Here is a 22,040-nt window from a genome sequence, read left to right as displayed (position 1 = left end):
CTTAACTGATCGTCAAGGTTCCATCCGCCGCAGAAGCGCGCCTGTCACAAGCTCGTGCGGCAAATGCATCAGGGTTGCATTGCAGGTCCAAAGCAACGCGGTTTCAATGGCGTGATCCGGATAAACCTGTGCAAGCGCATGGGCATAGGCGCCCATCTGCCGCAGCAGGCCTTCGGGGCATTTTTCAGGCGTTTCGGGTACAGTTGCGTTGGATTTGAAATCCACCGCCAGGACTTTTTCCGGGGTTACGATCAGTCTGTCGATCACCCCATGCAGGCGCGAACCATGCAAATCTGCTGTAATAGGCACCTCGGCCAGAGTGTCCGGCTTGAAAATATGAATCAAATCAGCGTTTTTGAGAACGGCTGAGGCTTCGGCCAGAAGTTCGCCGCTGTCTTCTGCATCTTGCAGAAGGTTTTTTGCTAGCTCCGGCCAATCCCCTTCGGATCGGCCGGGCAGATGCTCCAACAGCAGGTGCAGCCTGCTGCCGCGGGCTTTGGCGGCCTCCTCGTCCAAGCCCTGATCCCCCGGCAATGCCTTGGCCCCGCCCAAATCCGAAGGGCTGAGCGCGGGAGCCGGTGCTGCGTAAGGTCTGGCCAGCCGGGTAAAGACTTCCGGCAAGATGTGTTTCTCAACAGCTCGCGCAGGCGTTTCTATGAGCGGCAGCCCGTCCCAATCACCGTGTTGCAAACGTAACCCGGTGCCGCCTTCGTATTCAAATTCTACCGCTCCGCCGTCCCGCAATGCACGTTCCGACATACGGTACCAACTGTCGTTCTGCTCACCGGTGTCGCCGGCTGCGGCGACGATCAGCCACTTTTCTGCCCGGGTTAGAGCCACATACAACAGGCGCAACCGTTCATTTTGAAGTTTGTCCTGCGCGGCTTCACGGGCGGCCAGCATAGTGGCTGGCATCTGGTCTTTGGGCAGTTTCCAGACCGGGGTGCCATTTGCCAGCATGATTTCAGCATCGCGCGGCGCTTGGCGTTTGGCTGTATCCGGCAGGATCACAATAGGCGCTTCCAGGCCTTTGGAGCCATGCACTGACATCACCCGGATCATATTGCCGGCGGCACCCATCTGGCGTTTGATTTCCAGATCGTCGGTCTGCATCCAGACCAGGAACCCGGTAAGACTCGGCACATCGGTGCGCTCATAAGCCAGTGCCTGCGACAGCAGCGCGTTGATGCCGTCCTCGGCTTCCGGCCCCAGCCGGCCCAGCAGTTTCTGGCGGCCGCTGTGGCGTGTCAGTATGCGTTCGATCAGATCATAGGGGCGCAGGAAATCAGCATTGGCGCGCAGGTCGTCCAGCACGGCCATGGTTTCGGGGAACGCCCCTGCCCGCTCGCGCAGCGCTGGCCATAGGTACATTGCCTCACGCCGGTGGGCGAGGTCGAACAGCGCTTGTTCATTCCAGCCGAACAGCGGCGACTTCAGTGCTTCCGCCAATGATAAGGAGTCCTCCGGCAGGGCCAGGAACCGCAGCAGCGCTGCGATGTCCTTCACCGCCAGTTCGGCACCTACTTTCAACCGGTCAGCGCCGGCAATGGGCAGTTCGGCCTTCTTGCAGGCACGGATGATCTCAGAGAACAGATCAGACCGGCGCTGCACCAGGATCAGGAAATCACCTGCCTGAACCGGCCTGCGCTGGAAGGTGCCGCGTTCGGTGCCGTCCTCAGGGATTGTGACGCCGGTGCCGATCATCTGTTTGATCGACTGGGCGATGCGTTCCGCCAGGATCACTGTGTGATGGCGGCTGCTGGGCCGGTCAACGGGGCTGGTCCAGTCCGGATCCTCGTCATCCTCGACCTTCCCGACCACCGGCCAAAGATCCACCCGGCCCGGCAGGTCGGATTTGAAAGCCCGGTGCAGTGCGTCCTTGCGAAAACCTGCGCGCGGGCTGTCCCGGAATACGAGATCCACCAGTTTCAGGATCGCAGCAGAAGAGCGGAAAGAGAAATCGAGCGATGCATCCTGCAGCCCTGCCCCGGTTTCCGCCAGCCGGTTGCCGAACTCCTGCTGCATCCGGTCAAAGGCATCCGGATCGGCGCCCTGAAAGGAATAGATGGACTGTTTCTTGTCGCCGACCACAAAGATCGTGCGTTCGACATCCGAGCGCGCACCAACGCCGGCAGTGAATTCCTGCGCCAGCTTCTCAATCACGTCCCACTGCACCGGGCTGGTATCCTGTGCCTCGTCCACCAGAATGTGGTCGATGCCGCCATCCAGCCGGTACAGCACCCAGGCTGCAACGCCCGGATCGTTCAGCAATTGCCGGGCCTTCAGGATCAGGTCGTCAAAGTCGAGCCAGCCACGCAGCTGTTTGCGGTGCTCATACTCCGGCAGGAAGGCGGCGGCAAAGCGATGCAGATCATGGCTTTTACGTGCGGCGGCCAGGGCCAGGCGTTTGGTGCGGGCATCTTCGACCCGCAGCATCAGCGGTTCCAGCTGGTCCATAAGTGAAAGATGCGATTCGCGTAGCTTTTTGGTTGGGAATTTATCGATTTTGGCGGTGAACGGCTCTTTGGCGCTGGCGCCGGTAAGGAAGATGCTTTCCAGCGTGCTCAAGTCGGCAAGTGCCGGCTTGGCTATGCCTGTCAGCTTTGCAGCTGCCTTTTGATCGGTCGCACCGCCCTGCCCCAGCATCTGGCGGGTGCGCTGCAGCAGGTCTTCCTCGCCGCCTAAATAAACCAAGGCCTCCAGTGCGGCTTCGTCAAAACCTTCAGGCAGCTCAAACAGCTCCAACAGCCCTTCCCAACCCAACGGCTGGCCGAAATCGGCGCGGCGCTGGCAGATGGAGGATGTCAGGGTCTCGAAATCGCTGTCGCTGACATGGCGCGCCAGTGAGCCGACCAGAGGTGCCTCGGACCCTTGGGCAAAATCCTCCATGATTTCCGCACGCAACAGCTGGCCCGATCGGTCGTCCATCTCTGAAAATTGCGGGCTGACGCCGGCCTCCAGCGGGAAACGGCGCAGAAGCGAGGCGCAGAAGGAGTGGATGGTCTGGATTTTCAACCCGCCTGGCGTCTCAATCGCGCGGGCGAAAAGGGTGCGGGCCTGCGCCAGGTCGCCGGCGCCGGTGTTGACCTCGCCCAGCTCCGTCAGCGCGGCGATCAGCGCCGGATCCCTCAGCATCGCCCATTCGCCCAGCCGTTTGAACAGCCGGTTCTGCATCTCGCTGGCGGCGGCCTTGGTGTAGGTGAGACACAGGATGTGCTGCGGCTGCACGCCCTTCAGCAAGAGCCGCGCCACCCGGTCGGTCAGAACTTTGGTCTTGCCAGAACCTGCATTGGCCGCCAGCCAGGTAGAGGCATCGGGACGGGCGGCGCGGAACTGCGCCTCGGAGGCGGCGTCGCGGATGGTCATGACAAATTCTCCGGCTGCGGCGTGGCGCTGCGATCCCATTCGCCGTAACGCGCCAGGTGGTCATAGTCGCCGGCGATATCGTCGCGATACACCATGCGGCGGCTCGAATAGCCTTGTTCAGGCTCGAAATAGGCCCCGATCAGAGTGTGCAGCTCGTCCCACACCTTGGCCGGCGGTTCTTCTTCCAGCGGCGCACGCACTTCTTTCATGCTGGATCCAAGCCCGATGAACAGGGCGCGGGCCACTTCTGCCGGGCCAAGGCCATCAAAGGCGCCTTGCTCGGCCATGGCGGCTTCGATCAGCAGTTGCTTTTCGAACTTCTTTTGCTGCGATTCCGAGGGCGGTGCGCCGGTTTTGTAATCATAAAGATGCAGAAACCCGCGGTCGTCCATGTCGATCCGGTCGGCGCGGCAGGCGATGGTAAAATCCAGAGGGTCCAGCCGGGTGCTGCCTTTGGCCTCAAAGGCGACCGGTTTGGCACGGGCCTGGCGTTCCCGCTCCGCCAGCACAAAGTCTCCGGCGATCTTGCGGATGCGGCTGTGCCACAAGATGCGCGCAACCGGCCAGGGGACGTGGCTTTCCAGCAGCTGGCGGGTTTTGTCGATCAGGTGACCGGCAGTCAGCAGGGAAGGATCCGTTTGGGCTTCCTTGATGAACTGCTCAAACACCTCATGCACCACAATACCGCGCAGCAAGGCGTCCGGCTCTTGCACCAGAGGATTCAGAGGCTTCAGCCGCAGTACGTGCTTGGCATAAATCGCATAAGGATCGCGGATCAAGCGGGGGATTTCCGTGATTGTGAGCCGGCGCGGGCGGGCGGTAACCGGTGGCCTCGGCGAGGGGCGCGGCACTTGCGGGATCGGTGTCGGCTGCTCCAGAGTCTCTGCCCGGCCGAGCCACCGTCGGCCCTTCGTCCGCATAGCTTCCAGCGCATCCCGGCCGCCCTGATCCGGCAGCCCGGACAAGAGGTTGGTCAGCCGGTTCAGCCAGCGCGAAGGCACGGTATCTGCTTCTTCCGAGCGTTCGGCGCGCGTCAGCCAGACTTCGGGTGCAGCGATGGCCTGTTGAAAGTCATGCGCTGACAGGCCGATGCGGCGTTCGGGCAGCAAGAGGCGGGCCTGGTTGCGCAGTTGCCGGTTCAGCCAGGGATCGGGGCTGGCAGCCTCTGGCCAGCTGCCCTCGTTAAGGCCGCCAAGGATCACTAGATCAGCGCCCTGCACCCGGGCCTCCAGCGTGCCCCAGATCATGATTGAACCATAGGGCGCATCGCGGTCGCGCACCTCGCCCTGGCTCAGCAGCGCACCCAGCAGATCGGCAAAATCGCGGGCGGACATGTCGCCGCCATAGGGGGCTTCGGCTTCCAGGTTTTCAATGCAAGAGCGCGCGGCCTGACCAGCCTTCTTGTTCCACAACGTACTGCCGCCGTCTGATCGGCTGCCGGCAGCGATATGTTCAGCTTGCTCACGCAGCCGCCAGACCCAATCAGTCAAGGGAAGGGTGCCTGCGATCTGCTGATCTGCGAAACAGGCGCTGAGCCAGGATGTCCAGCCTGGGGTCAGATTGCGTCCCTTTTCAAATCCGGCAAAGGCTGCGGCATCGGGGAAAGGCGGACCGTTTCGGCGCAGGGACAGTTCAAGCTCGCGGGTTTGGCGCAGGTGATTGCCACGTTCCGCGCCATCGTGGGTCAGCGGGTGTTTCAGCAGTGTCAGCAGGCTGTCGCATGCCAGCGGTTTGCAGAACAGACCTGCCACATGGCGCAGGAAACGGCCCGGCGGCGACAGCTGCAGGGGCTGGCCGGCAGAATCGTCAGGAAGGATATCCCAGCGGTCCAGCGCTGCCGAGACCTGGCGGGTCAGCATCCGGTCCGGAGTAATAAGCGCGGCGGTTTGCCCGTCTTCCGCCGCTTGGCGCAGTCGAAGAGCAATGGCGAGCGCTTCGGCGCGGGGGGTGGCGGCCTCGATCAGGGTAACGTTATCTGTGGCCGGTTTCAGACCAGACAGATTTGGTCCTTCGCTCATCCAGGCATCGGTCACCGGGGCTGGACGCAAGGCAAGAGAAACCAGCTGGTTGCGTTCACAAGAGACTGGCGGTGCATCAGTCCAGCGCTGCACGTCGCCAGGTGAAAGTTCCAAGTCTTTCAATAATTTGTGGAACCGGTACTGTGGATGATCCTCTGAGATCATCGGATCATCTAGCCTGTCCCAAACATGATCCGGCTGGTCAAAGTCAAAGCCGGGAAGCACCACCGCGCCTTGCGGCAGCCGGGCGATGGCCTGCATCAGCATCAGTGTCGTCCCGCGCGAGCCGGTGGAGCCGGCCAGGATCACTGGATGCGGCGGCGGGTTCTCCTGCCATTGCCCGATCAGGTTCAGCACCACCTGCCGCTGCCGCGCCTGGGCATCCATCGCACCTTCATGCAGGCCAGTGAACTCATCGGCGATTCCGATAAAAGCCTGCGCCCGCGCCCAGTGACCGGACATGTCCGCAACATCCAGATCGCGGATCGCATCGGTACTGACGCCTTCGCCCTGCATCTCGTCGATCAGCGCGGCAAGACTGTCGGACAAGTCATAGAGCGATGCCCTGGAGGCCAGGTCGGGCTGCGCATCCAATAGTTTTGCGATCAATTGAGACAGTTCCAGCCGCCGCCGCAGCGGTGGCAAAGCGGGCGGCAGCCCGTCCAGTGTGGCGCGTTTTGCCAGATCAGTCAGCAGCAGCATGCGCGGCAGCAGCAGGGCGGGGCCATTGTCGAACAAGCTGCGGACACGCCGCGCCATACGGGAGGTGTTGATGATCAGTTCAACCTTCGCCAATGCCTCGGGCGGCTGGTCCTGGCCGCGGATGCGCAGCCCGTCGGTCAGTGCATGCGGGAAGTCGACACCGCAGGGCAGGGCGAAGACGCGCGGTTTTTCGGAAGGTTCAAACATCATCTGCGGCTATCAGATCCTCGGCCAGTGTGATCCCCTCTGGATGGCCCACATCGCACCAGCGGCCAGGATATTCCAGAGCAAACAACCGGCCTTGAGCGGCCATCTGGTTCCAAAGGAGATTCAGTGAAAACGCTTGTTCCTTTACCTGATCCAAGCCGCCGGTCTTCAGGATCTGAACCCCGCCATAGACTAACTTTCCGCCACGGCTGATGCGGCCGTCGGCATCAGCCGAGAAATCCCCGCCACCGGTGCGGCCCGCTGCACGTTCCAGCGGCACACAGACCAGCAGTGCGTCCATGCGGTCCTGGTCCCAAGCCTGCAGGGCCAAACTCAATGGGTTCGGGCCCTTCCATATGGCGTCGGTATTCATGGTGAAAACCGGCCCGTCTCCCAACAGCGGCAAAGCCTGGCGCAGACCGCCGCCAGTGTCGAGAATCTCGGGGGATTCGAGACTGATGCGTACATTATGAGGCTCTAAAAAGGTCCTTAACGGCTCAGGCTTGTAATGCAGGTTTGCTGCTATCCGGGCTGGCCGGATGGCTTGGGCAAGCTCCAGCGCATGGGCGATCAGCGGCCGTCCTGAGACTTCGATCATCGGTTTCGGCTTGTCGCGGGTCAGCTCCCGCATCCGGGTTCCAAATCCAGCGGCAAACAGCATGACGGCATCAGGGACGCGCTGCATCAGGGCCTCAGCCTATCCAGATTGCCCGGGGTTGGGGGGGCAGGCCTTCACGCAACAGATCCCCAACCGGAGCCAGCGCAGGATGCTCCAGCCCGCGAATGAAATGGTCCCACACCCGCGGGATCAAGTCCACGTAATGAGGTTTGCCGTATTCCAGGCTGAGCCTGGCAAAGACACCGAGGATACGAAGATTCCGCTGCACGCCCAGAACGGTATAGGCGGTGCGGAAACCAGACTCATCCACTCCGGTGGCAGAGATATAGCGATCAATCATCTGCATCTCGATGGCGGCCGGCACGTCGCGGCGGGCATCCTGCAGCAGCGACACCAGATCATATGCGCAGTGGCCTGCGCGGGCATCCTGAAAGTCCAGCAAACCGACGCGCGCCACCCCGTTGCGGTCCGGCAGCCACAGCAGGTTTTCGGCGTGGTAGTCACGCTGAACCAGAACAGGATCGCCTTTGACAGTTTCACGCAGGATGTCTTCGAATTGATCCTCGAACCTGGATTGCAAGTCAGGATCATGGCCGCCGAGGATGCCGTCGCGGTATTTCAGCAGCGCCAGACCGGCCATTTCTGCCATCATTCGCGGGCCATATGGTTCCAGATCCGGCGTCGCTGCGTGATGCAAGGAAACCAGCGCATCGGTGGCCGCCTTATAGAGTTCCATTTCCAGCGCCGGTTTCTGAAGAACGACGCGTGCGAAAAGGTCATCACCCAGGTCTTCCAGCAGCAAAAAGCCATTCTCAACGTCCTGTGCCAGGATCTCCGGGGCGCTGAGACTCTGGGCCCGCAGGTATTCGGCAATGCGGATGAAAGGGCGGACATCCTCGCCCTTTTCCGGCGGCGCGTCCATCAGCACAACGGTCTTACCATTGTCAGCCGTCAGCCGTTCATAGCGCCGGTTGGAGGCATCGCCGGCCAGCGGACCGCGTTGCCAGCCGCCATAAGACGTAGCCGAGAGAAATCTTTCGCACAGGGTGTTGCGGTCAGTCATGCGCAGATGCGCTCCATCAGGGGCCGCCATTTCATGTCGCTCCAGCTAAGCGTCAGACGGCGGCGGTCTTCATGTTCCGGATCCAGTGCCAGTTTCAGGCGAATGGCGTGGGCGGGGGTCAGTTCGGCCAGCCGGTCGGGCCATTCGACCAGGCAGATGGCGCTGTCGAACGCTTCGATCAGACCCAGTTCTTCCAGCTCATCCAGAGACGACAGCCGGTAAAGGTCGGTGTGCCACAGCTCACCGGCGGGCACGTCATAGGTTTGCACCAGAGTAAAAGTAGGTGAAGGGACGTCCTCCGGCACATCCATAAGCGATTGGATCAAATGGCGGGCGAAATGGGTTTTACCGGCGCCGATCACCCCCTCCAGCAACAGGCAATCGCCGGGGCGCAGGGCCCCGGCGATCTGTGCGGCCAATCGGGCCGTATCGTCCGGTGAGTTCAGCGTGCAGAACGCAGTTTCTGTTGTCATGGCGCTAGAATGGCGCCGCCGCCGGTCTGCTGCAAGCCGGTTTCCGGGCCTAGCCCTTGCTGATAGCGGGGAAGCGCTGCTGGCCTGCCGGCAAGGCCACAGTTTCCGGTGCCCGGAAGCTGACCATTGTTGCACCGTTCTGAATTGCGGAGACCTTGCAGATCATGCGCGTGCCGTCGCGCAATTGGACATGGGACCACCAGGCTTCGCGGCCGTCTCCGCCGGCAACAAAATCGCGGATCTCACCCCAGACAGGGGTCGGCGCACAGGTGTCCTGCCAGATCCGGCTGGCATCCATGATCGAGACTTTGGCAAAACTGGCCTCAGGGTCCATTGACCAGAGGCTGCCATAGGCACTGTTAGAGAAGGTCATGCTGCCATCGCTGGCAAAGACCGTAATCGCCTCATCCATCTGGTCCATGATTGACTGGCCCATCTCAAGCTCTGAGCGGAACTGGCGGGTGAGTGTGACCTCGGCGGTGATGTCTTCGAACAGGAAGGCAATGGCGCCGTCCGGGTGCGGCCGGCCCGAAACCTTGTAAACGGATCCCGAAGGCAGCGACCAGGTTTCCTGATAGCGGCCTTCAGCGGCGGCCTCCAAGAGGTCGGCCATCTGGTGGCGCCAGCTGGAGTAGCTTTTGGGTTCCGGCATCATCCGCTGGTCGCGCAGGCGGTCGAAGAAGGTCAGAAGATTGGGCCGCGAGCTGAGGAAATTGGCGGGCAGGGCAGTGAGGTCGATCAGCACCGGGTTGAACAGCACCAGCTGGCGGTTGCGGTCAAAAATCGCAAGGCCGATCGACAGCTGGGCAAACGTCTTGGCCAGAGTCTGCACGAAATTGCGCTGGGCAACCTCGGCGTCGACCACGGCATTCACATCCACCGCGTGACACAGCCAGCCGGCTTCGGTTTCTGTGGTGGAAACGTTATACCACAGTTTCTTGTTGCTTTCCGGCAGCGGGATGTAGATCCGCTCCGGCTTGCCGCTGTTCATCGGGTCGTGCAGATCGGTGAACAGCGGCTCGGCAAAGTCGGCATTGCGGCCGCGGATCTTCTGGCTGAGGTCGTCATAAGCGAGGTTGGACCAAGTAACGTTGCCCTCCTCCGACTGCAGCCAGACCGGGTAGGGCGCCTGATGCACGGCAGCGCGCAGGGTGGTCAGTTCCTGATCCAGGGATTTGTTCTGTTCTTCCAAGGTGCTGCGGCGCAGCTGCACGCGGGTGACCCCGTCGATCCATTCGCAATGCGCCTCGCGGCTTTCGGCGGAGGCGGTGCCGGAAAGCACGAGCGGGCCGACATCCTTGAGGAAGCCCGGTGACTGCGGCAGGCCCGGGTAGCTGCGGGCCAGTTGGTCGCGCAGCATGCCCCAGTCAAAGTTCTCTGCCTGGTCGCCAATGAATTTTCGCGCGCCCGAAGACCAGCCGATCAGGCTGTTTTCGTCAAACAGGAACACCGCATCAGTGCGGCCGTCGCCGGCCAGCAGATCATGTTCCATGCCATTGCGGCGCGGATCAGGTGACAGCCACCAGACCGCCGCCGCCGCGGTAGCAGCACAAAGCGCTGCCAGTACAAACCATTCGATCGAAGCGAAGTCCTGCATGTCGTCCTGCCCAGTTCAGCTCTCGTTTACCCGCATGGTTCCCTAATAATGGTTAAATCAAGTTTAATTGGTTGCCCAAAAGTGAATAGTTAAATTTCTAAAGGTATATTTTTCCCAATGACAGGGCCGCCGTCTGCCATGGCGTCGATTTTTTTGCGTGGCCAGGCAACCTCGACAATGGCGCCACGCCGTTCACGGTAGGGGCTGAGGGTTTGGAAAGGGTCTGCGCCATTGGCGAATCTCAACTGTGCACCGGTACGCTGCAGCAGCGTTTTGGCGATGAACAGGCCCAGGCCCATGCCCTCGTACTCGGGCCGCTGCTTCAGTTCGTTTTCGCCTCGGCGGCGGCGCACAAACGGATCGCCAATTCGGCCCAGCAGATGCGGCGGAAATCCCTGGCCGTCGTCGCAGATCCGCAAAATGATCCGGTCGTTGTTCCAGGCAGCATCTATCCAGACGGTGGAGTGGGAGAAATCCACTGCATTCTGTACCAGGTTGCGCAACCCGTGAATGATCTCGGGCTTACGCATCACCGTTGGCTGCTGGAAGTCACCTCCCTCCAGCGGCTCCTCATGGTAGATAACGGATTTGCCGCGGTTCATGTGCGGCTCTGCCGCTTCGGTCACCAGGGTTGAAAACGGCGCCTGACGCAAATGCAAATCGTCATTGCCGACCCGGCCCATGCCGCGCAGGATGTCGCGGCAACGGTCGGCCTGTTCACGGATCAGCGCGGCATCTTCGCGCAGGTCAGGGCGGTCGTCCAGCTCTTCGATCAGCTCGGCACTGGCGAGTTTTATGGTGGCCAGCGGTGTGCCCAGCTCATGCGCCGCTGCCGCCACCACGCCGCCCAGGTCGGTCAGCTTTTGCTCGCGCGACAGCGCCAGCTGGGTGGCGCTGAGCGCATCCGACATAGAGCGCATTTCGTTGCTGACCCGGAAGGAATACGCGCCGATGAACAGAATGGCGATGACAATGGCGATCCAGTTGCCGAAGATGAACACATCGGGAATGCGCAGGATGAAACCTTGTTCGGTGCGCAGCGGCAGGTGGAACTCTGCCATCAGGGTGACAAGAATGACAGCGGTGGCACCGATGATCAGGGTGGAGCGCAGCCCCATGACGGCGGCGGAAATCGTCACCGGCCCCAGCACCAGCAAGGCAAAGGGGTTGTTCAGCCCGCCGGTCAGATACACCAGGAAGGCCAGCTGCAGAAGATCGAACAGCACCATCAGGAAGTTCTCGAACTCGGTCAGGCGTTTGTTTTCCGGAAAAGCGAAGATGGCGATAAGATTGCCTGCGGCTGAAATGCCAATTGCCAGATAGCACAGGCCCAGCTCCAACTGCAGGTTAAAGCGGTACTGCGCCACGGCAATGGCGGTGATCTGTCCGGCAATGGCCACCCATCGCAGCAGGATCAGGGTCCGCAGCCGGATCCAGTGGCTGTGTTCCTGGCCGCTTGTCAGCCTGAAGATGCGATCGCTCATATGGTTCGTTGCTCCCGCAGATGTGACGCCGTGCGCCAGTTGCATCGGCTGTATTTCTTGATAGGTCTGGCGCCGCAAACGATCAACAACCCTTCCCTTACGAAAAGTGTGATCTCATGACCCGCGTCTATGCTCTTCTTGCTGTTGCTTTTGTTGCTGCCCTTGTGGGTGGTGCCTGGTTTATGACCCGCGGAGGGGCTGGAGGCGACAAATTCGCACAGTGCCGCAGCAGCCAGATCGCCGGCGGCACCGATACCATCGGCGGGGCGTTCGAGCTGGTCAATGCCAAGGGCGAGACTGTCACCGATAAGGATGTGATCACCGAGCCGTCGATTGTCTACTTCGGCTACACCTTCTGTCCTGACGTCTGCCCGATGGATTCAGCCCGCAACGCGGATGCGGTCGATGTGCTGGCAGAGCGCGGCATCAGCGTGACGCCGGTGTTCATTTCCATCGACCCGGACCGCGACACCCCTGAAGCTGTTGGCGATTTCGCCGAAAACCTGCATGAAAAGATGATCGGGCTGACCGGGTCTCTGGACCAGGTGAAGGCCGCCAGCAAGGCGTATAAGACCTACTTTAAGAAGAACGAAGGTGACGAGGATTACTACCTCGTCGACCATTCGACCTTTTCCTACCTGGTGCTGCCCGAGGACGGCTTTGTGGAATTCTTCCGCCGCGATGAAACGGCGGAGCAGATGGCCGACAAGACTGCCTGCTTCATCGAAAAAATCTGAGGCAGGATAGCTGTTTGACCTTTCCCCCTGCCCGGACATATTCTTGCGTTAACAGACAAAAACTTCGCGGAGGACCGGGCATGGCCGAAACTGCTCTGCAGGATATTGGACCCGACAAGACACTGCTGCTGGTTGATGATGACGAGCCGTTTCTGCGGCGTCTGGCCAAGGCAATGGAAAAGCGCGGCTTCTCAGTAGAGACCGCGGGGTCGGTTGCCGCAGGCAGTGCCATTGCAACGGCCCGCCCGCCGGCCTTTGCGGTGGTGGATCTGCGGCTGGAAGACGGCAATGGTCTGGATGTGGTCGAAGTGCTGCGGGAAAAACGCCCGGATAGCCGCGTTGTGGTGCTGACCGGTTATGGCGCCATCGCCACGGCCGTCGCAGCGGTCAAGATCGGTGCGACAGATTACCTGTCCAAGCCGGCCGATGCCACCGACATCATGAACGCTTTGCTGGCCAACGAGGATGTGCTGCCGCCGCCGCCGGAAAACCCGATGAGCGCTGATCGGGTGCGCTGGGAACATATCCAGCGGATCTATGAGCTGTGCGACCGAAATGTATCGGAAACCGCACGGCGGCTGAACATGCACCGCCGCACCCTGCAGCGTATTCTGGCCAAACGCAGCCCGCGCTAAAGCTCAGTGCTGCTTCATCAATTCCGAGTGGCGGCCTAAAAAAGCCACCCGGGTTTCCAGTGGCGGGCGCAGAACGATATTGAAACCCTCGACGGTTTCCGGCTTTGGACGTCCGAAATAGCGGCTGGCCTCTTTCTCTGAAAAACCGGCGATCTGCACCGCTTCCATCCAGGCGCTGATCTTGTCGGCCCGCTTGATTTGCGCCTTCACAGTCTTGGGCAAGGCAGCGGGCAGACCAAACCGCAGGTGAATGGCTGCCGTCAGCCGCAAGTCCAACTCGCCATATCCCGGCCCCACCGCAGCTTTGACCGGAGAGATCATATCCCCGATCACATATTCCGGCGCATCATGCAGCAGCGCTGCCAGCCGCCATTTGACCGGTGCCTTTGGGTTCATCCGGGTGAAAAGGTCCTCAACCAGCAGCGAATGTTCAGCCACGGAATAGGCAAAATCCCCCATTGTTTGACCATTCCAGCGGGCAACAAATGCCAGTCCATGGGCGATATCCTCGATCTCGATGTCCACCGGTGTCGGATCCAGCAGATCCAGGCGGCGGCCGGACAGCATGCGCTGCCATGCGCGGGCGGGTTTTGCGGGCATGAGGATTTCCTGTCGCTGCACTTACCCCTTTGACTAACCGTTGCGCGGCAACCGGGCAATGCTTGCCGGGCTTGGCTGCCGGATACCTGAACACAGGCAAAAACGGAGTGTTTATGGCTTGTGAGTTTGAAACGGGCACTGCGCGGCCCAATATTATAGGTATACAAGGGGCACCGCCCCTCTCTGCGGCAACCCCTTTTCGTGACGTGACACGCAATGGAAAGGAGTTTGTCATGTTTAAGCGTCTTCTTGGTATTTCTCTGTTATTCGGTATGGCAGCGACGGCGCCGCCAGCCTTGGCAGCCAGTTGCGGCGACCGCGAGGTCATGACCCAAAAGCTGGAAAGCGGATACTCCGAACGGCTGACCGCCGGCGGGTTGCAGAAAAGCCGTCCTGAGGCCACTGTGATCGAGGTCTGGTCGTCGGATGAAACCGGAACTTTTACGGTTCTGGTCACACATGCGAATGGGGTCAGTTGCGTTGTTGCGACCGGTTCCTCATTCTTCCACATTTCGGGAAAAACGCCGGATCCAGGCACGCCAAGCTGACATTGGCCGCCTGACAGGCTCCCCCAACAGCCTGCTCCACCATAAAAAGCCAGGGCCATAAGCTCCGGCTGCGGGTATCTTCGTTGAATATCAACAATTGCAGTGCTAGGCCCTCCTGCAACTGTACTTGCAACTGGATTGGAGCTGGCAATGGCCGGGGATTATATCGTCAAGGACATCGCGCTGGCCGGGTTCGGCCGCAAAGAGCTGGACATCGCCGAAACCGAAATGCCGGGACTGATGTCCCTGCGCGCGGAATACGGCGAAAGCAAACCGCTGAAAGGCGCGCGCATTGTCGGCTCGCTGCATATGACCATCCAGACGGCTGTGCTTATTGAGACGCTGGTGGCGCTGGGTGCCGATGTGCGCTGGGCGTCGTGCAACATCTTCTCGACCCAGGACCACGCTGCCGCGGCGATTGCCGAAGCAGGCATTCCGGTCTTTGCGATCAAGGGCCAGTCGCTGGAAGAGCATTGGGATTATTTGGATAAATCCTTCATGTTCGAGGAAGGCCCCAACCTGATCCTTGACGATGGCGGCGATGCCACCCTTTATGTTCTGCTGGGCGCGCGTGCCGAAGCGGGCGAGGATATTATTCCCGTGCCGCAGTCCGAAGAAGAAGCGGTCATCAAGGTGCAGATCCAGAAGCGCATGGAAGCATCCCCGGGCTGGTTCACCAAGACCCGCGATGCGATCCTGGGCGTGTCCGAGGAAACCACCACCGGCGTCCACCGTCTCTATGATCTGCAGAAGAACGGCCAGCTGCCGTTCCCGGCGATCAACGTGAATGACTCGGTCACCAAGTCGAAGTTCGACAACAAATACGGCTGCAAGGAATCGCTGGTTGACGGCATCCGCCGGGCCACTGACACCATGATGGCCGGTAAGGTCGCTGTGGTCTGCGGTTACGGCGACGTGGGCAAGGGCTCTGCCGCCTCCCTGCGCGGTGCAGGCGCCCGGGTTAAGGTCACCGAAGCGGACCCGATCTGCGCCCTGCAGGCCGCGATGGACGGTTTTGAAGTGGTGCTGCTGGAAGAGGAAGTCGGTTCCGCCGATATCTTCATCACCACCACTGGCAACAAGGACGTGATCCGCATCGAGCACATGCGCGAGATGAAGGACATGGCGATCGTCGGCAACATCGGCCATTTCGACAACGAAATCCAGGTTGCCGCGCTGAAGAACCACAAATGGACCAACATCAAAGAACAGGTCGACATGATCGAGATGCCTTCGGGCAACCGCATGATCCTGCTGTCCGAAGGGCGCCTGTTGAACCTTGGCAACGCCACTGGCCATCCAAGTTTCGTGATGTCGGCCTCGTTCACCAACCAGGTGCTGGCCCAGATGGAGCTGTGGACCCGCGGCGACCATTACAACAACGATGTCTACATTCTGCCCAAGCATCTGGACGAGAAAGTCGCCCGCCTGCACCTGGGCCGCATCGGTGTTAAGCTGACCCAGCTGAGCTCTGAGCAGGCGGCCTATATCGGCGTCAAGCCCGAAGGCCCGTTCAAGCCTGAGCATTACCGCTACTAAGCGGCTGTGATTGCAAAAAAAATCAGCGCCGCCGGAGTAATCCGGCGGCGCTTTTTTTGTTGCCGGACCGTAGGTCAGCGCTGGCTGGGCATATGGTCGCCGCGCCCCTCAGGGGTGAGGTCGAACAGGTTCCACATTGGCCACAGCGCATCGACATGGCGCGGCTGCCAGGGGCTGGGCTCAAAGAGCATCTCCGATCCCCAGAAATGCCGGATGCCACCGTCTGATCGGGTAAAGACATTCAGCATCGGCAGCTGCGCGCCCTCGCTGCTTTCACCCAAATAGTCCTGCTGATAGCTGCTAGCCGCAGCAGAATAGAGCGGCAGATCCTGCCAGCCCTTTACGATCTGCAGTGCTGCAAGCCGTTCCGGCGATGATTGCGCGACAACCGCGAACCCCATGCGCGCCTGCACATGGGATAGTTGCCCGCGCCAGCCATCCAGAATCGCTGCACACATCGGGCAGGCGGCCTCGCTGTCCGGCCCGTACATCAGGGAATAAACGGCTAGGGCACTGTGCTGGCCGAACAGGTCCAGCAGGGATGCCGAAGCGCCGCTTGTGTTGCGGAATTCATAAGTCTCTGCAACCCGCCCGCCGGCAGGCAAAGCCCGTCGCAGGGCGGCAACTTTTTCGGTTTGCGCGCGCAAAGCGAGCTCAGCTTGCAACAGTTCATTGCGGGCTGTGCGGTAGGCGGCGCTCTCGTTGGGGATGCTTACAGGCATTGCGTGCCTTTCCTGACTGGTGATCCTATTATTTAACTATAATGTTAAATAAGATTGCGATCTGTCAAGACGCTTCACAGTTTCCGCAGTGAGGCCCGGTATTTTGTTCCCGGCTGCCAGCGTCGCTGATTTAGCTCGCATTGTCAGGGTTATTGATTTGCGGAATCGTGTTTCAAAGAGCTACACATAAGACACCGGCTAGGACGGCCAGGTACCAGATTTTCAAACGCGTGTGGTGGATAGTGGAGCACGCGGGGTGGAAGGGAAGGTCCTGATTGTCCTCAGGTCCTTCCCTTTTTCAATTCAGAACAGGCTCAGCACCAGGCCAGCAATTGCGCAGGCCAGCGTCGCATAGCCGCCATCAATCAGCGTCAGCTTCACCGGCCGCATCCCATACATGTTGTTCAAGGCAATCCAGGGGCTGATGAAGAACAGTCCGACACCTGCACCGCCAATCAGGCCCGCGCCCAGGGTTTCGATGCCGGACAGGGTGAATACATGGCGCATCATGCCAACAACGATCAGCTGCAAGAGAAAAGCCATCGCAAAAATCATCGGGCTCTGACCGCCCTTCGGTTTTCCGTCTTCATCACATTCAACACCAGCGGCCTCGACCCATGGTTTGGCGAGGGCGCCGTAATATCCTGCCCCCAGCACAAATGCTGCCGCAGCCGCCGCGATCACACTAATGAATTCCATGCTGTTCTCCTAAATGGTTTCAGCCATTTAGGAACAGATTGGCAGATCAGCTGGGATCTGTCTCCCCCAGCGAGCAGATGGTGGCCCATTCCGCGTCGCTCACCGGCTGCACAGACAGGCGGGAGTTCTTGACCAATACCATTTCTTCCAGCTGCGGGTCGGACTTAATCTGGTCCAATGAAACCGGCTTAGCAAAAGGCCGCACCGCTTTGATGTCGACGCACTCCCAGCGGTCGTCTTCGGTGGTGCTGTCAGGATGGGCCTCGGCGCAGACCTCAACAATGCCGACCACGGATTTTTCTTTCTGCGAATGATAGAAAAAACCGCGGTCGCCGATCTTCATTTCGCGCATGAAATTGCGCGCCTGGTAGTTGCGCACGCCGTCCCATTCTTCACCCGCATCCCCTTTGGAGACCTGGTTGTCCCAGCCCCAGGTAGAGGGTTCGGATTTGAACAGCCAGTAGCGCATCAGCCGATGACCTTTTTCCAGGTGATCAATTCCACAGCTTCAAACAGGCCGGCCTTGTTGTATGGGTCGCTTGCCGCCCATGCCTCGCCTGCAGCCATGTCTTCAACGTCCAGAATAACCAGGGAACCGGCCATATTGCCATCCTGATCCAGCAGCGGACCTGCCTGCGCTACGGCACCGGTGTCGTTGATATAGGCCAGATGGGCGTCGCGGTTGTCGAGACGGGTCTGCAAGTGGCCTGGCTTGTCGCGGGCAATCAATGCGATGAGCATTTTATTCCTCTTTTAGTGGTCTTTTAAGCAAATGTGCCGCTGCTTCGCTGATCGTCAAGCGCTGATCGAGCAAATTGGTTACCGTGAGCGTGACCGGCATGTCCAAATTCATCCTCTGCGCCTGCTCCGCGACCGCCCGCGCGGTGGCTGCCCCTTCGACCGTGATGGTGGAGTCGAAATCCTCCTCCCGGCCAATGGAAAGCCCCAGGCGGTAGTTTCGGGACAGGTCGGAACTGCAGGTCAATGTCAGATCGCCAAAGCCCGAAAGCCCGGCCAGAGTTTCAGATTTTGCACCGCAAGCCAGCGCCATACGCTGCATTTCAGCATACCCGCGCGTCATCAGTGCGGCGCGGGCACTGTCACCCAGCCCGGCCCCGATGACCGCTCCGCAGGCAATTGCCATCACGTTTTTCAAAGCGCCGCCGATTTCTGCGCCAATTGTGTCCGTCGTGCGGTAGAGCCGCAAGTTGGCCGTAGTCAGTTGCTCCTGCAGTGCCTTGCCCTGCGCTGGGTCGTTGCAGGCAAGGGTTAGAGCGGTTGGCAGCCCGCGCGCAATATCCGCGGCAAAGCTCGGCCCCGTCAGCAGCGCTGCGCTGGCATTCGGGAGAACTTCCTGGATGACCGCCACCGGGCCGAGGCCAGAGTCCAGCTCGATCCCCTTGCAGCAAGCGACAAGTGTCTTTCCAGTCAAGTGATCTTTGTGCTGTTCCAAGGCGCCGCGCAGCGTTTGCATCGGTACCGCCAGCAGCAGGACACCGGACTCGCAGGCTTTCCCGATATTGGATGTGATCAAAAGGTTCTTGGGCAGTTCAACGCCTGGCAGCCGGGTGCCGTTGCGGCGGCTGTCCTGCATTGCCTGGGCTTTCATCGCGTTGCGCGCCCACAGGGTTACCGGGCCATTGCCTGCCAGTGAGATTGCCAAAGCTGTGCCAAAGGCGCCGGATCCCAGTACAGAAATGCTCATGCCTTGGCTCCCTTTCGGCCTGATCCGATCAGTGCCGGGCTGCTTTGATCCAGTGGCCAGCGGGGGCGGGCGGTCAGGTCCAGCCCGTCGCGGGCGCCCGCCTTGAACCGTTCCAGCCCGGCATAGGCGATCATCGCGGCGTTATCAGTGCACAGCTGCAGCGGCGGTGCGGTAAAGGCGGCGCCTGCCTCGGCGCAAACAGTCTCTAATGCGGCACGAATGGCGGTATTGGCTGCAACGCCGCCGGCAACGGCCACGGTTGGTTGCGCAGGATGCACTTCCAGATACAGGCGGATAGCGCGGCGGGTTTTTTCGGCCAATGTGTCGACTACAGCGGCCTGGAAACCGGCGCACAGATCGGCCCGGTTCTGCCGGGTAAGGCCGCCTTTTTCCGACGCGATTTGGTCACGCATCCGCATCAATGCAGTTTTCAGGCCTGAAAAGGACAAGTTGCAATCCGGCCGGTCCAGCAAAGGGCGGGGAAAGCGGTAGCGCTTGGGATCGCCTTTTTCAGCCTCTGCCTGCACGGCGGGTCCGCCCGGTTGCGGCAGGCCCAGCAGGCGGGCGGTCTTGTCAAATGCTTCGCCCGGGGCATCGTCGATAGTGCCGCCGAGGCGGGTGAAATCCTCAGGTCCGCGCACCAGCAAGTATTGGCAGTGCCCGCCAGAGACCAGCAGCATCAGGTAAGGGTAGGCAATCCCGTCTGTCAGCCGCGGCGTCAATGCATGGCCTGCGAGATGGTTCACGCCCACCAGCGGCAGGCCGGTGGCGGCAGCAATCCCCTTGGCGCACATGACGCCTGACATCACTCCGCCGATCAGCCCGGGGCCGGCCGTCACGGCGACCGCATCAATGTCTTTCAAGGTCAGCCCGGCGTCAGCCAGAGCATCCAGCACGCAAATGTCTAGTTTCTCGGCGTGGGCACGGGCAGCAATCTCCGGCACCACGCCGCCAAAGGCACTGTGCAGCTCGGCCTGGCCGAACACGACCGAAGACAGAACCTCGGGCTGGGCGCCCTCCGATTGCCGCACCACTGCGGCGGCGGTATCGTCACAGCTGCTCTCCAGCCCCAGAATTGTCAGGGTCTTTGTCATGGCCTTACCGTTGCATCGCTTTGCTGCCGGGGCTACCACCTAAGCGGATTGCAAACAATCCCGGGAGCCCGCGATGGTGCCTATGCTGATGACACGCCCGCTGGCGGCGGCAGAGCGGTTTGTGGCCGGGCTGCCCCATGAGGTCCGTGCCGGGCTGCAAGTGATCTATGCGCCGCTGATGCAGATCCGGCCAATACAGGCACAGGTCAGCCTGGGCAGCATGAAAGGCGTGATTTTCACTTCGGCTAACGGGGTGGAAGCCGCTTCACGTGAAACTGCGGTCCGCCTGCCGGCTTTTTGTGTCGGTGAGCGCACGGCCAAGGCTGCGGCAGAGGCCGGCTGGCAGGCGGTGAGCCTGGGGCAATGCGCGGATGAATTGGTCGAAAGAATGCTGCAACAGCCGCCGGAAGCACCGCTGTTGCATCTCCGGGGCGCCCATGCGCGGGGCGGGATTGCGCGGCGGCTTACTGATGGCGGTATCCCCTGCCGTGCGCAAACCGTGTATGATCAGGTTCTTCTATCGTTGTCAGAGGAGGCGCAGGCGGTGCTTTCTGCGCAGAAAGATGTGATCGTGCCGCTTTTCTCTCCCAGAACGGCGAGTCATTTTGCCAGTCAATGCGGGGATGCTGCGCATTTGCACCTGATTGCGCTGAGCCAGGCTGTTGCAGAACCATTGAAAAGCTTGAATTGCAAGGTGTTGCGCGTAAGTAAGGAACCTGATGCCCAAGCCATGGCAGAGGCTGTCTTTGATGCCGCAGCCCAGCTGTCCCGGCTTGAGGGTAAGGGGCGCGCAGAGTAGTGTCCGGCGTGTTCGCAGGAATGTATTTTAGGAATCGAGGGGGAGGCCGGCGTGGCTGACAAGAAAAATCCGGAAGACGTGATTGAGCCTGGCCCCGGTGAATCCCAACCGGTTGAAGGCACCGCTGAAGCGCTTCAACAGGATGTGATTGACGAAAGCGCCGCCGAAACGGTTGACGATTCTCAGGATACGGAGTTCGCAGTTTCCGAGACCGAGACCGAGACCGAGACCGAGACCGAGACCGAGACCGAGACCGAGACCGAGACCGAGACCGAGACCGAGACCGAGACCGAGACCGAGACCGAGACCGAGACCGAGACCGAGACCGAGACCGAGACCGAAATTGCGGCTTCTGACTGGGAGGCGGCTCCGGAAGAAAAGGCCGCATTTGAAACCGTGGAGCCAGTTGCTCACGCAGAGCCGCCCCGCGAAATCGAACGGGTGGTAGAGAAGCGCGGTGGATTCGGCTCAGCTGTGCTGGGTGGCGTCGTGGCTGCGGTCATTGGGTTTGTCGTCGGCCAGGGCGGTTGGCTTGATAGCGTTCTGCCGGCTTCATTGCAAAACCGGGGCACAGATTTGACGGCTCTGGAAACCGGCCAGTCGGACCTGCAGGCGTCTTTGGCCGCGCTGAAGCAGCAGGTTGAGGCCAGCCAGCCCCCGGACATATCGCCCCTTACTGCGCAGGTCCAAGCTCTTGCCGCCGACATCGAACCGCTGAAAACCGCGCAGGCCCCGGATGCGGTGCTGCGTGCGGATCTGGAGACTTTGACCGCCCGCGTTGCCGCGCTGGAAACCCGGCCGCTGGAAGGCGCCTCGCCCGAAGCTGTCGCTGCGTTTGAAGCTGAGCTGGGCAAGCTGCAAGACAGCTTGGCAGCGCAGCGTTCCGAAGTCGAACAGATGCTGGCAGACGCCCAGGCTATGGACGCGGCAAGTGCTGAGGCCGCGCGGATTGCCAGCGCCCAGACGCAGCTGGCGCAGCTGCGTTCTGCCTTGGACACCGGTAACAGCTATGCGGCCAGCGTACAGGAGCTTGCCACCCTCGGCGTTGATGTTCCGGCAGCCTTGTCCGGTCCTGCGGAGAGCGGAGTAGCCTCGCTGTCTGCCTTGCGGGACGGGTTCGCCCCGGCTGCCCGCGAGGCGCTGGCCTCTGCCCGCGAGGAGACAAAGGACGGCAGCGGCCTGCTGGATTACGTGAACCGCCATCTGGGTGCCCGCTCTGTCACTCCAAGGGACGGGGACGATACGGATGCGGTCCTGTCCCGCGCCGAAGCGGCTGTGGCCGCGGGCAAGCTGCAGGAAGCATTGGCAGAACTTTCTGCCCTGTCCGCCACTGCCCGCGCTGCCCTGTCCAGCTGGGAAGCCGCTGCAAATGCGCGGGTGGCAGCCGTGACTGCCGCCACTGATCTGGCCCAAAGCCTGCAAGCCAAATAAGG

At 60.9% G+C, this 22,040-nt stretch carries 19 protein-coding genes and 1 pseudogene; 6 read left to right on the top strand and 14 right to left on the bottom strand.

The genetic code is table 11. The features are described from left to right. Positions 1-12: 12 nt before the first annotated feature. The 7 genes and pseudogenes from addA to regB all read right to left on the bottom strand — a co-directional run bounded on the left by addA (position 13) and on the right by regB (position 11,529). Positions 13-3,366: a double-strand break repair helicase AddA gene (gene addA / locus ETW23_RS20085; RefSeq protein WP_134831047.1), complete on the bottom strand. Its 3,354-nt coding sequence runs from the start codon at positions 3,364-3,366 to the stop codon at positions 13-15. After that, positions 3,363-6,296 (bottom strand): double-strand break repair protein AddB, encoded by a 2,934-nt coding sequence (gene addB, locus ETW23_RS20080; RefSeq protein ID WP_205879922.1) that lies wholly within the window; start codon positions 6,294-6,296, stop codon positions 3,363-3,365. The genes addA and addB overlap by 4 nt, the downstream gene beginning before the upstream one ends. Beyond that, the gene (locus ETW23_RS20075; protein WP_134831046.1) at positions 6,286-6,978 is read right to left on the bottom strand and encodes a nucleotidyltransferase family protein; all 693 of its coding nucleotides are present in this window, start codon (positions 6,976-6,978) and stop codon (positions 6,286-6,288) included. Before ETW23_RS20075 ends, addB begins: the two co-directional genes overlap by 11 nt. Then, a pseudogene (locus ETW23_RS20070) lies at positions 6,978-7,975 on the bottom strand (aminoglycoside phosphotransferase family protein). Before ETW23_RS20070 ends, ETW23_RS20075 begins: the two are co-directional and overlap by 1 nt. Further along, positions 7,972-8,448: a tRNA (adenosine(37)-N6)-threonylcarbamoyltransferase complex ATPase subunit type 1 TsaE gene (gene tsaE, locus ETW23_RS20065; protein WP_134831045.1), complete on the bottom strand. Its 477-nt coding sequence runs from the start codon at positions 8,446-8,448 to the stop codon at positions 7,972-7,974. Before tsaE ends, ETW23_RS20070 begins: the two are co-directional and overlap by 4 nt. A gap of 49 nt (positions 8,449-8,497) precedes the next feature. Further along, positions 8,498-10,045: a PAS-domain containing protein gene (locus tag ETW23_RS20060; RefSeq protein WP_134831044.1), complete on the bottom strand. Its 1,548-nt coding sequence runs from the start codon at positions 10,043-10,045 to the stop codon at positions 8,498-8,500. Positions 10,046-10,134: 89 nt separating this feature from the next. After that, a complete protein-coding gene (regB, locus tag ETW23_RS20055) occupies positions 10,135-11,529 on the bottom strand; it encodes a sensor histidine kinase RegB (protein ID WP_134831043.1) in 1,395 nt (464 codons plus the stop codon). Between the two features lie 116 nt (positions 11,530-11,645). Here regB and ETW23_RS20050 point away from each other — a divergent pair, with 116 nt between their 5' ends. Continuing rightward, the gene (locus ETW23_RS20050) at positions 11,646-12,266 is read left to right on the top strand and encodes an SCO family protein (protein ID WP_129372687.1); all 621 of its coding nucleotides are present in this window, start codon (positions 11,646-11,648) and stop codon (positions 12,264-12,266) included. A gap of 80 nt (positions 12,267-12,346) precedes the next feature. Next, entirely contained in the window at positions 12,347-12,901 is a 555-nt protein-coding gene (locus ETW23_RS20045; RefSeq protein ID WP_129372688.1) for an ActR/PrrA/RegA family redox response regulator transcription factor, read from the top strand. Between the two features lie 3 nt (positions 12,902-12,904). Here the strand turns inward: ETW23_RS20045 and ETW23_RS20040 are convergent, their stop codons facing one another. Then, positions 12,905-13,501 carry an HD domain-containing protein gene (locus ETW23_RS20040; RefSeq protein WP_129372689.1) on the bottom strand — a complete coding sequence of 199 codons (597 nt, stop codon included), beginning with the start codon at positions 13,499-13,501 and terminating at the stop codon, positions 12,905-12,907. Positions 13,502-13,734: 233 nt separating this feature from the next. Here ETW23_RS20040 and ETW23_RS20035 point away from each other — a divergent pair, with 233 nt between their 5' ends. Together ETW23_RS20035 and ahcY are read left to right on the top strand one after the other, a co-directional pair. Further along, on the top strand, positions 13,735-14,049 hold the full coding sequence (locus ETW23_RS20035) for a hypothetical protein (protein WP_129372690.1): 315 nt from the start codon (positions 13,735-13,737) through the stop codon (positions 14,047-14,049). A gap of 150 nt (positions 14,050-14,199) precedes the next feature. Further along, entirely contained in the window at positions 14,200-15,588 is a 1,389-nt protein-coding gene (gene ahcY / locus ETW23_RS20030) for an adenosylhomocysteinase (RefSeq protein WP_129372691.1), read from the top strand. 74 nt (positions 15,589-15,662) lie between these two features. Here the strand turns inward: ahcY and ETW23_RS20025 are convergent, their stop codons facing one another. The 6 genes from ETW23_RS20025 to tsaD all read right to left on the bottom strand — a co-directional run bounded on the left by ETW23_RS20025 (position 15,663) and on the right by tsaD (position 19,808). Beyond that, on the bottom strand, positions 15,663-16,310 hold the full coding sequence (locus ETW23_RS20025; protein WP_134831042.1) for a DUF899 family protein: 648 nt from the start codon (positions 16,308-16,310) through the stop codon (positions 15,663-15,665). A 303-nt stretch (positions 16,311-16,613) separates the two neighbouring features. Further along, entirely contained in the window at positions 16,614-17,009 is a 396-nt protein-coding gene (locus tag ETW23_RS20020) for a DUF1761 domain-containing protein (RefSeq protein ID WP_134831041.1), read from the bottom strand. A gap of 46 nt (positions 17,010-17,055) precedes the next feature. Further along, positions 17,056-17,478: an EVE domain-containing protein gene (locus tag ETW23_RS20015; protein WP_134831040.1), complete on the bottom strand. Its 423-nt coding sequence runs from the start codon at positions 17,476-17,478 to the stop codon at positions 17,056-17,058. Then, positions 17,478-17,750, bottom strand: coding sequence for a YciI family protein (locus tag ETW23_RS20010; protein WP_027256944.1), 273 nt, complete (start codon positions 17,748-17,750; stop codon positions 17,478-17,480). The genes ETW23_RS20015 and ETW23_RS20010 overlap by 1 nt, the downstream gene beginning before the upstream one ends. 1 nt (position 17,751) lies before the next feature. Further along, complete coding sequence (locus ETW23_RS20005; protein ID WP_134831039.1) at positions 17,752-18,714, bottom strand: NAD(P)H-dependent glycerol-3-phosphate dehydrogenase; 963 nt, start codon at positions 18,712-18,714, stop codon at positions 17,752-17,754. Continuing rightward, a complete protein-coding gene (gene tsaD / locus ETW23_RS20000; RefSeq protein WP_134831038.1) occupies positions 18,711-19,808 on the bottom strand; it encodes a tRNA (adenosine(37)-N6)-threonylcarbamoyltransferase complex transferase subunit TsaD in 1,098 nt (365 codons plus the stop codon). The genes ETW23_RS20005 and tsaD overlap by 4 nt, the downstream gene beginning before the upstream one ends. Before the next feature lie 88 nt (positions 19,809-19,896). Here tsaD and ETW23_RS19995 point away from each other — a divergent pair, with 88 nt between their 5' ends. Both ETW23_RS19995 and ETW23_RS19985 read left to right on the top strand, forming a co-directional pair. Then, positions 19,897-20,607, top strand: coding sequence for a uroporphyrinogen-III synthase (locus ETW23_RS19995; RefSeq protein WP_254695089.1), 711 nt, complete (start codon positions 19,897-19,899; stop codon positions 20,605-20,607). Positions 20,608-20,658: 51 nt separating this feature from the next. Then, a complete protein-coding gene (locus ETW23_RS19985) occupies positions 20,659-22,038 on the top strand; it encodes a hypothetical protein (protein WP_205879921.1) in 1,380 nt (459 codons plus the stop codon). Positions 22,039-22,040 lie beyond the last annotated feature (2 nt).

This window comes from Leisingera sp. NJS201, from assembly GCF_004535885.1.
Taxonomy (GTDB): domain Bacteria; phylum Pseudomonadota; class Alphaproteobacteria; order Rhodobacterales; family Rhodobacteraceae; genus Leisingera.
Note: the sequence above shows the minus strand (reverse complement) of the source record. Positions and strands in the feature narration are given on the sequence as shown.

Excerpts from the sequence above, each read along its gene's own strand:
- addA (WP_134831047.1), bottom strand. The coding sequence starts at position 3,366 with ATGACCATCCGCGACGCCGCCTCCGAGGCGCAGTTCCGCGCCGCCCGT.
- addB (WP_205879922.1), bottom strand. The coding sequence starts at position 6,296 with ATGATGTTTGAACCTTCCGAAAAACCGCGCGTCTTCGCCCTGCCCTGC.
- ETW23_RS20075 (WP_134831046.1), bottom strand. The coding sequence starts at position 6,978 with ATGCAGCGCGTCCCTGATGCCGTCATGCTGTTTGCCGCTGGATTTGGA.
- tsaE (WP_134831045.1), bottom strand. The coding sequence starts at position 8,448 with ATGACAACAGAAACTGCGTTCTGCACGCTGAACTCACCGGACGATACG.
- ETW23_RS20060 (WP_134831044.1), bottom strand. The coding sequence starts at position 10,045 with ATGCAGGACTTCGCTTCGATCGAATGGTTTGTACTGGCAGCGCTTTGT.
- regB (WP_134831043.1), bottom strand. The coding sequence starts at position 11,529 with ATGAGCGATCGCATCTTCAGGCTGACAAGCGGCCAGGAACACAGCCAC.
- ETW23_RS20050 (WP_129372687.1), top strand. The coding sequence starts at position 11,646 with ATGACCCGCGTCTATGCTCTTCTTGCTGTTGCTTTTGTTGCTGCCCTT.
- ETW23_RS20045 (WP_129372688.1), top strand. The coding sequence starts at position 12,347 with ATGGCCGAAACTGCTCTGCAGGATATTGGACCCGACAAGACACTGCTG.
- ETW23_RS20040 (WP_129372689.1), bottom strand. The coding sequence starts at position 13,501 with ATGCCCGCAAAACCCGCCCGCGCATGGCAGCGCATGCTGTCCGGCCGC.
- ETW23_RS20035 (WP_129372690.1), top strand. The coding sequence starts at position 13,735 with ATGTTTAAGCGTCTTCTTGGTATTTCTCTGTTATTCGGTATGGCAGCG.
- ahcY (WP_129372691.1), top strand. The coding sequence starts at position 14,200 with ATGGCCGGGGATTATATCGTCAAGGACATCGCGCTGGCCGGGTTCGGC.
- ETW23_RS20025 (WP_134831042.1), bottom strand. The coding sequence starts at position 16,310 with ATGCCTGTAAGCATCCCCAACGAGAGCGCCGCCTACCGCACAGCCCGC.
- ETW23_RS20020 (WP_134831041.1), bottom strand. The coding sequence starts at position 17,009 with ATGGAATTCATTAGTGTGATCGCGGCGGCTGCGGCAGCATTTGTGCTG.
- ETW23_RS20015 (WP_134831040.1), bottom strand. The coding sequence starts at position 17,478 with ATGCGCTACTGGCTGTTCAAATCCGAACCCTCTACCTGGGGCTGGGAC.
- ETW23_RS20010 (WP_027256944.1), bottom strand. The coding sequence starts at position 17,750 with ATGCTCATCGCATTGATTGCCCGCGACAAGCCAGGCCACTTGCAGACC.
- ETW23_RS20005 (WP_134831039.1), bottom strand. The coding sequence starts at position 18,714 with ATGAGCATTTCTGTACTGGGATCCGGCGCCTTTGGCACAGCTTTGGCA.
- tsaD (WP_134831038.1), bottom strand. The coding sequence starts at position 19,808 with ATGACAAAGACCCTGACAATTCTGGGGCTGGAGAGCAGCTGTGACGAT.
- ETW23_RS19995 (WP_254695089.1), top strand. The coding sequence starts at position 19,897 with ATGACACGCCCGCTGGCGGCGGCAGAGCGGTTTGTGGCCGGGCTGCCC.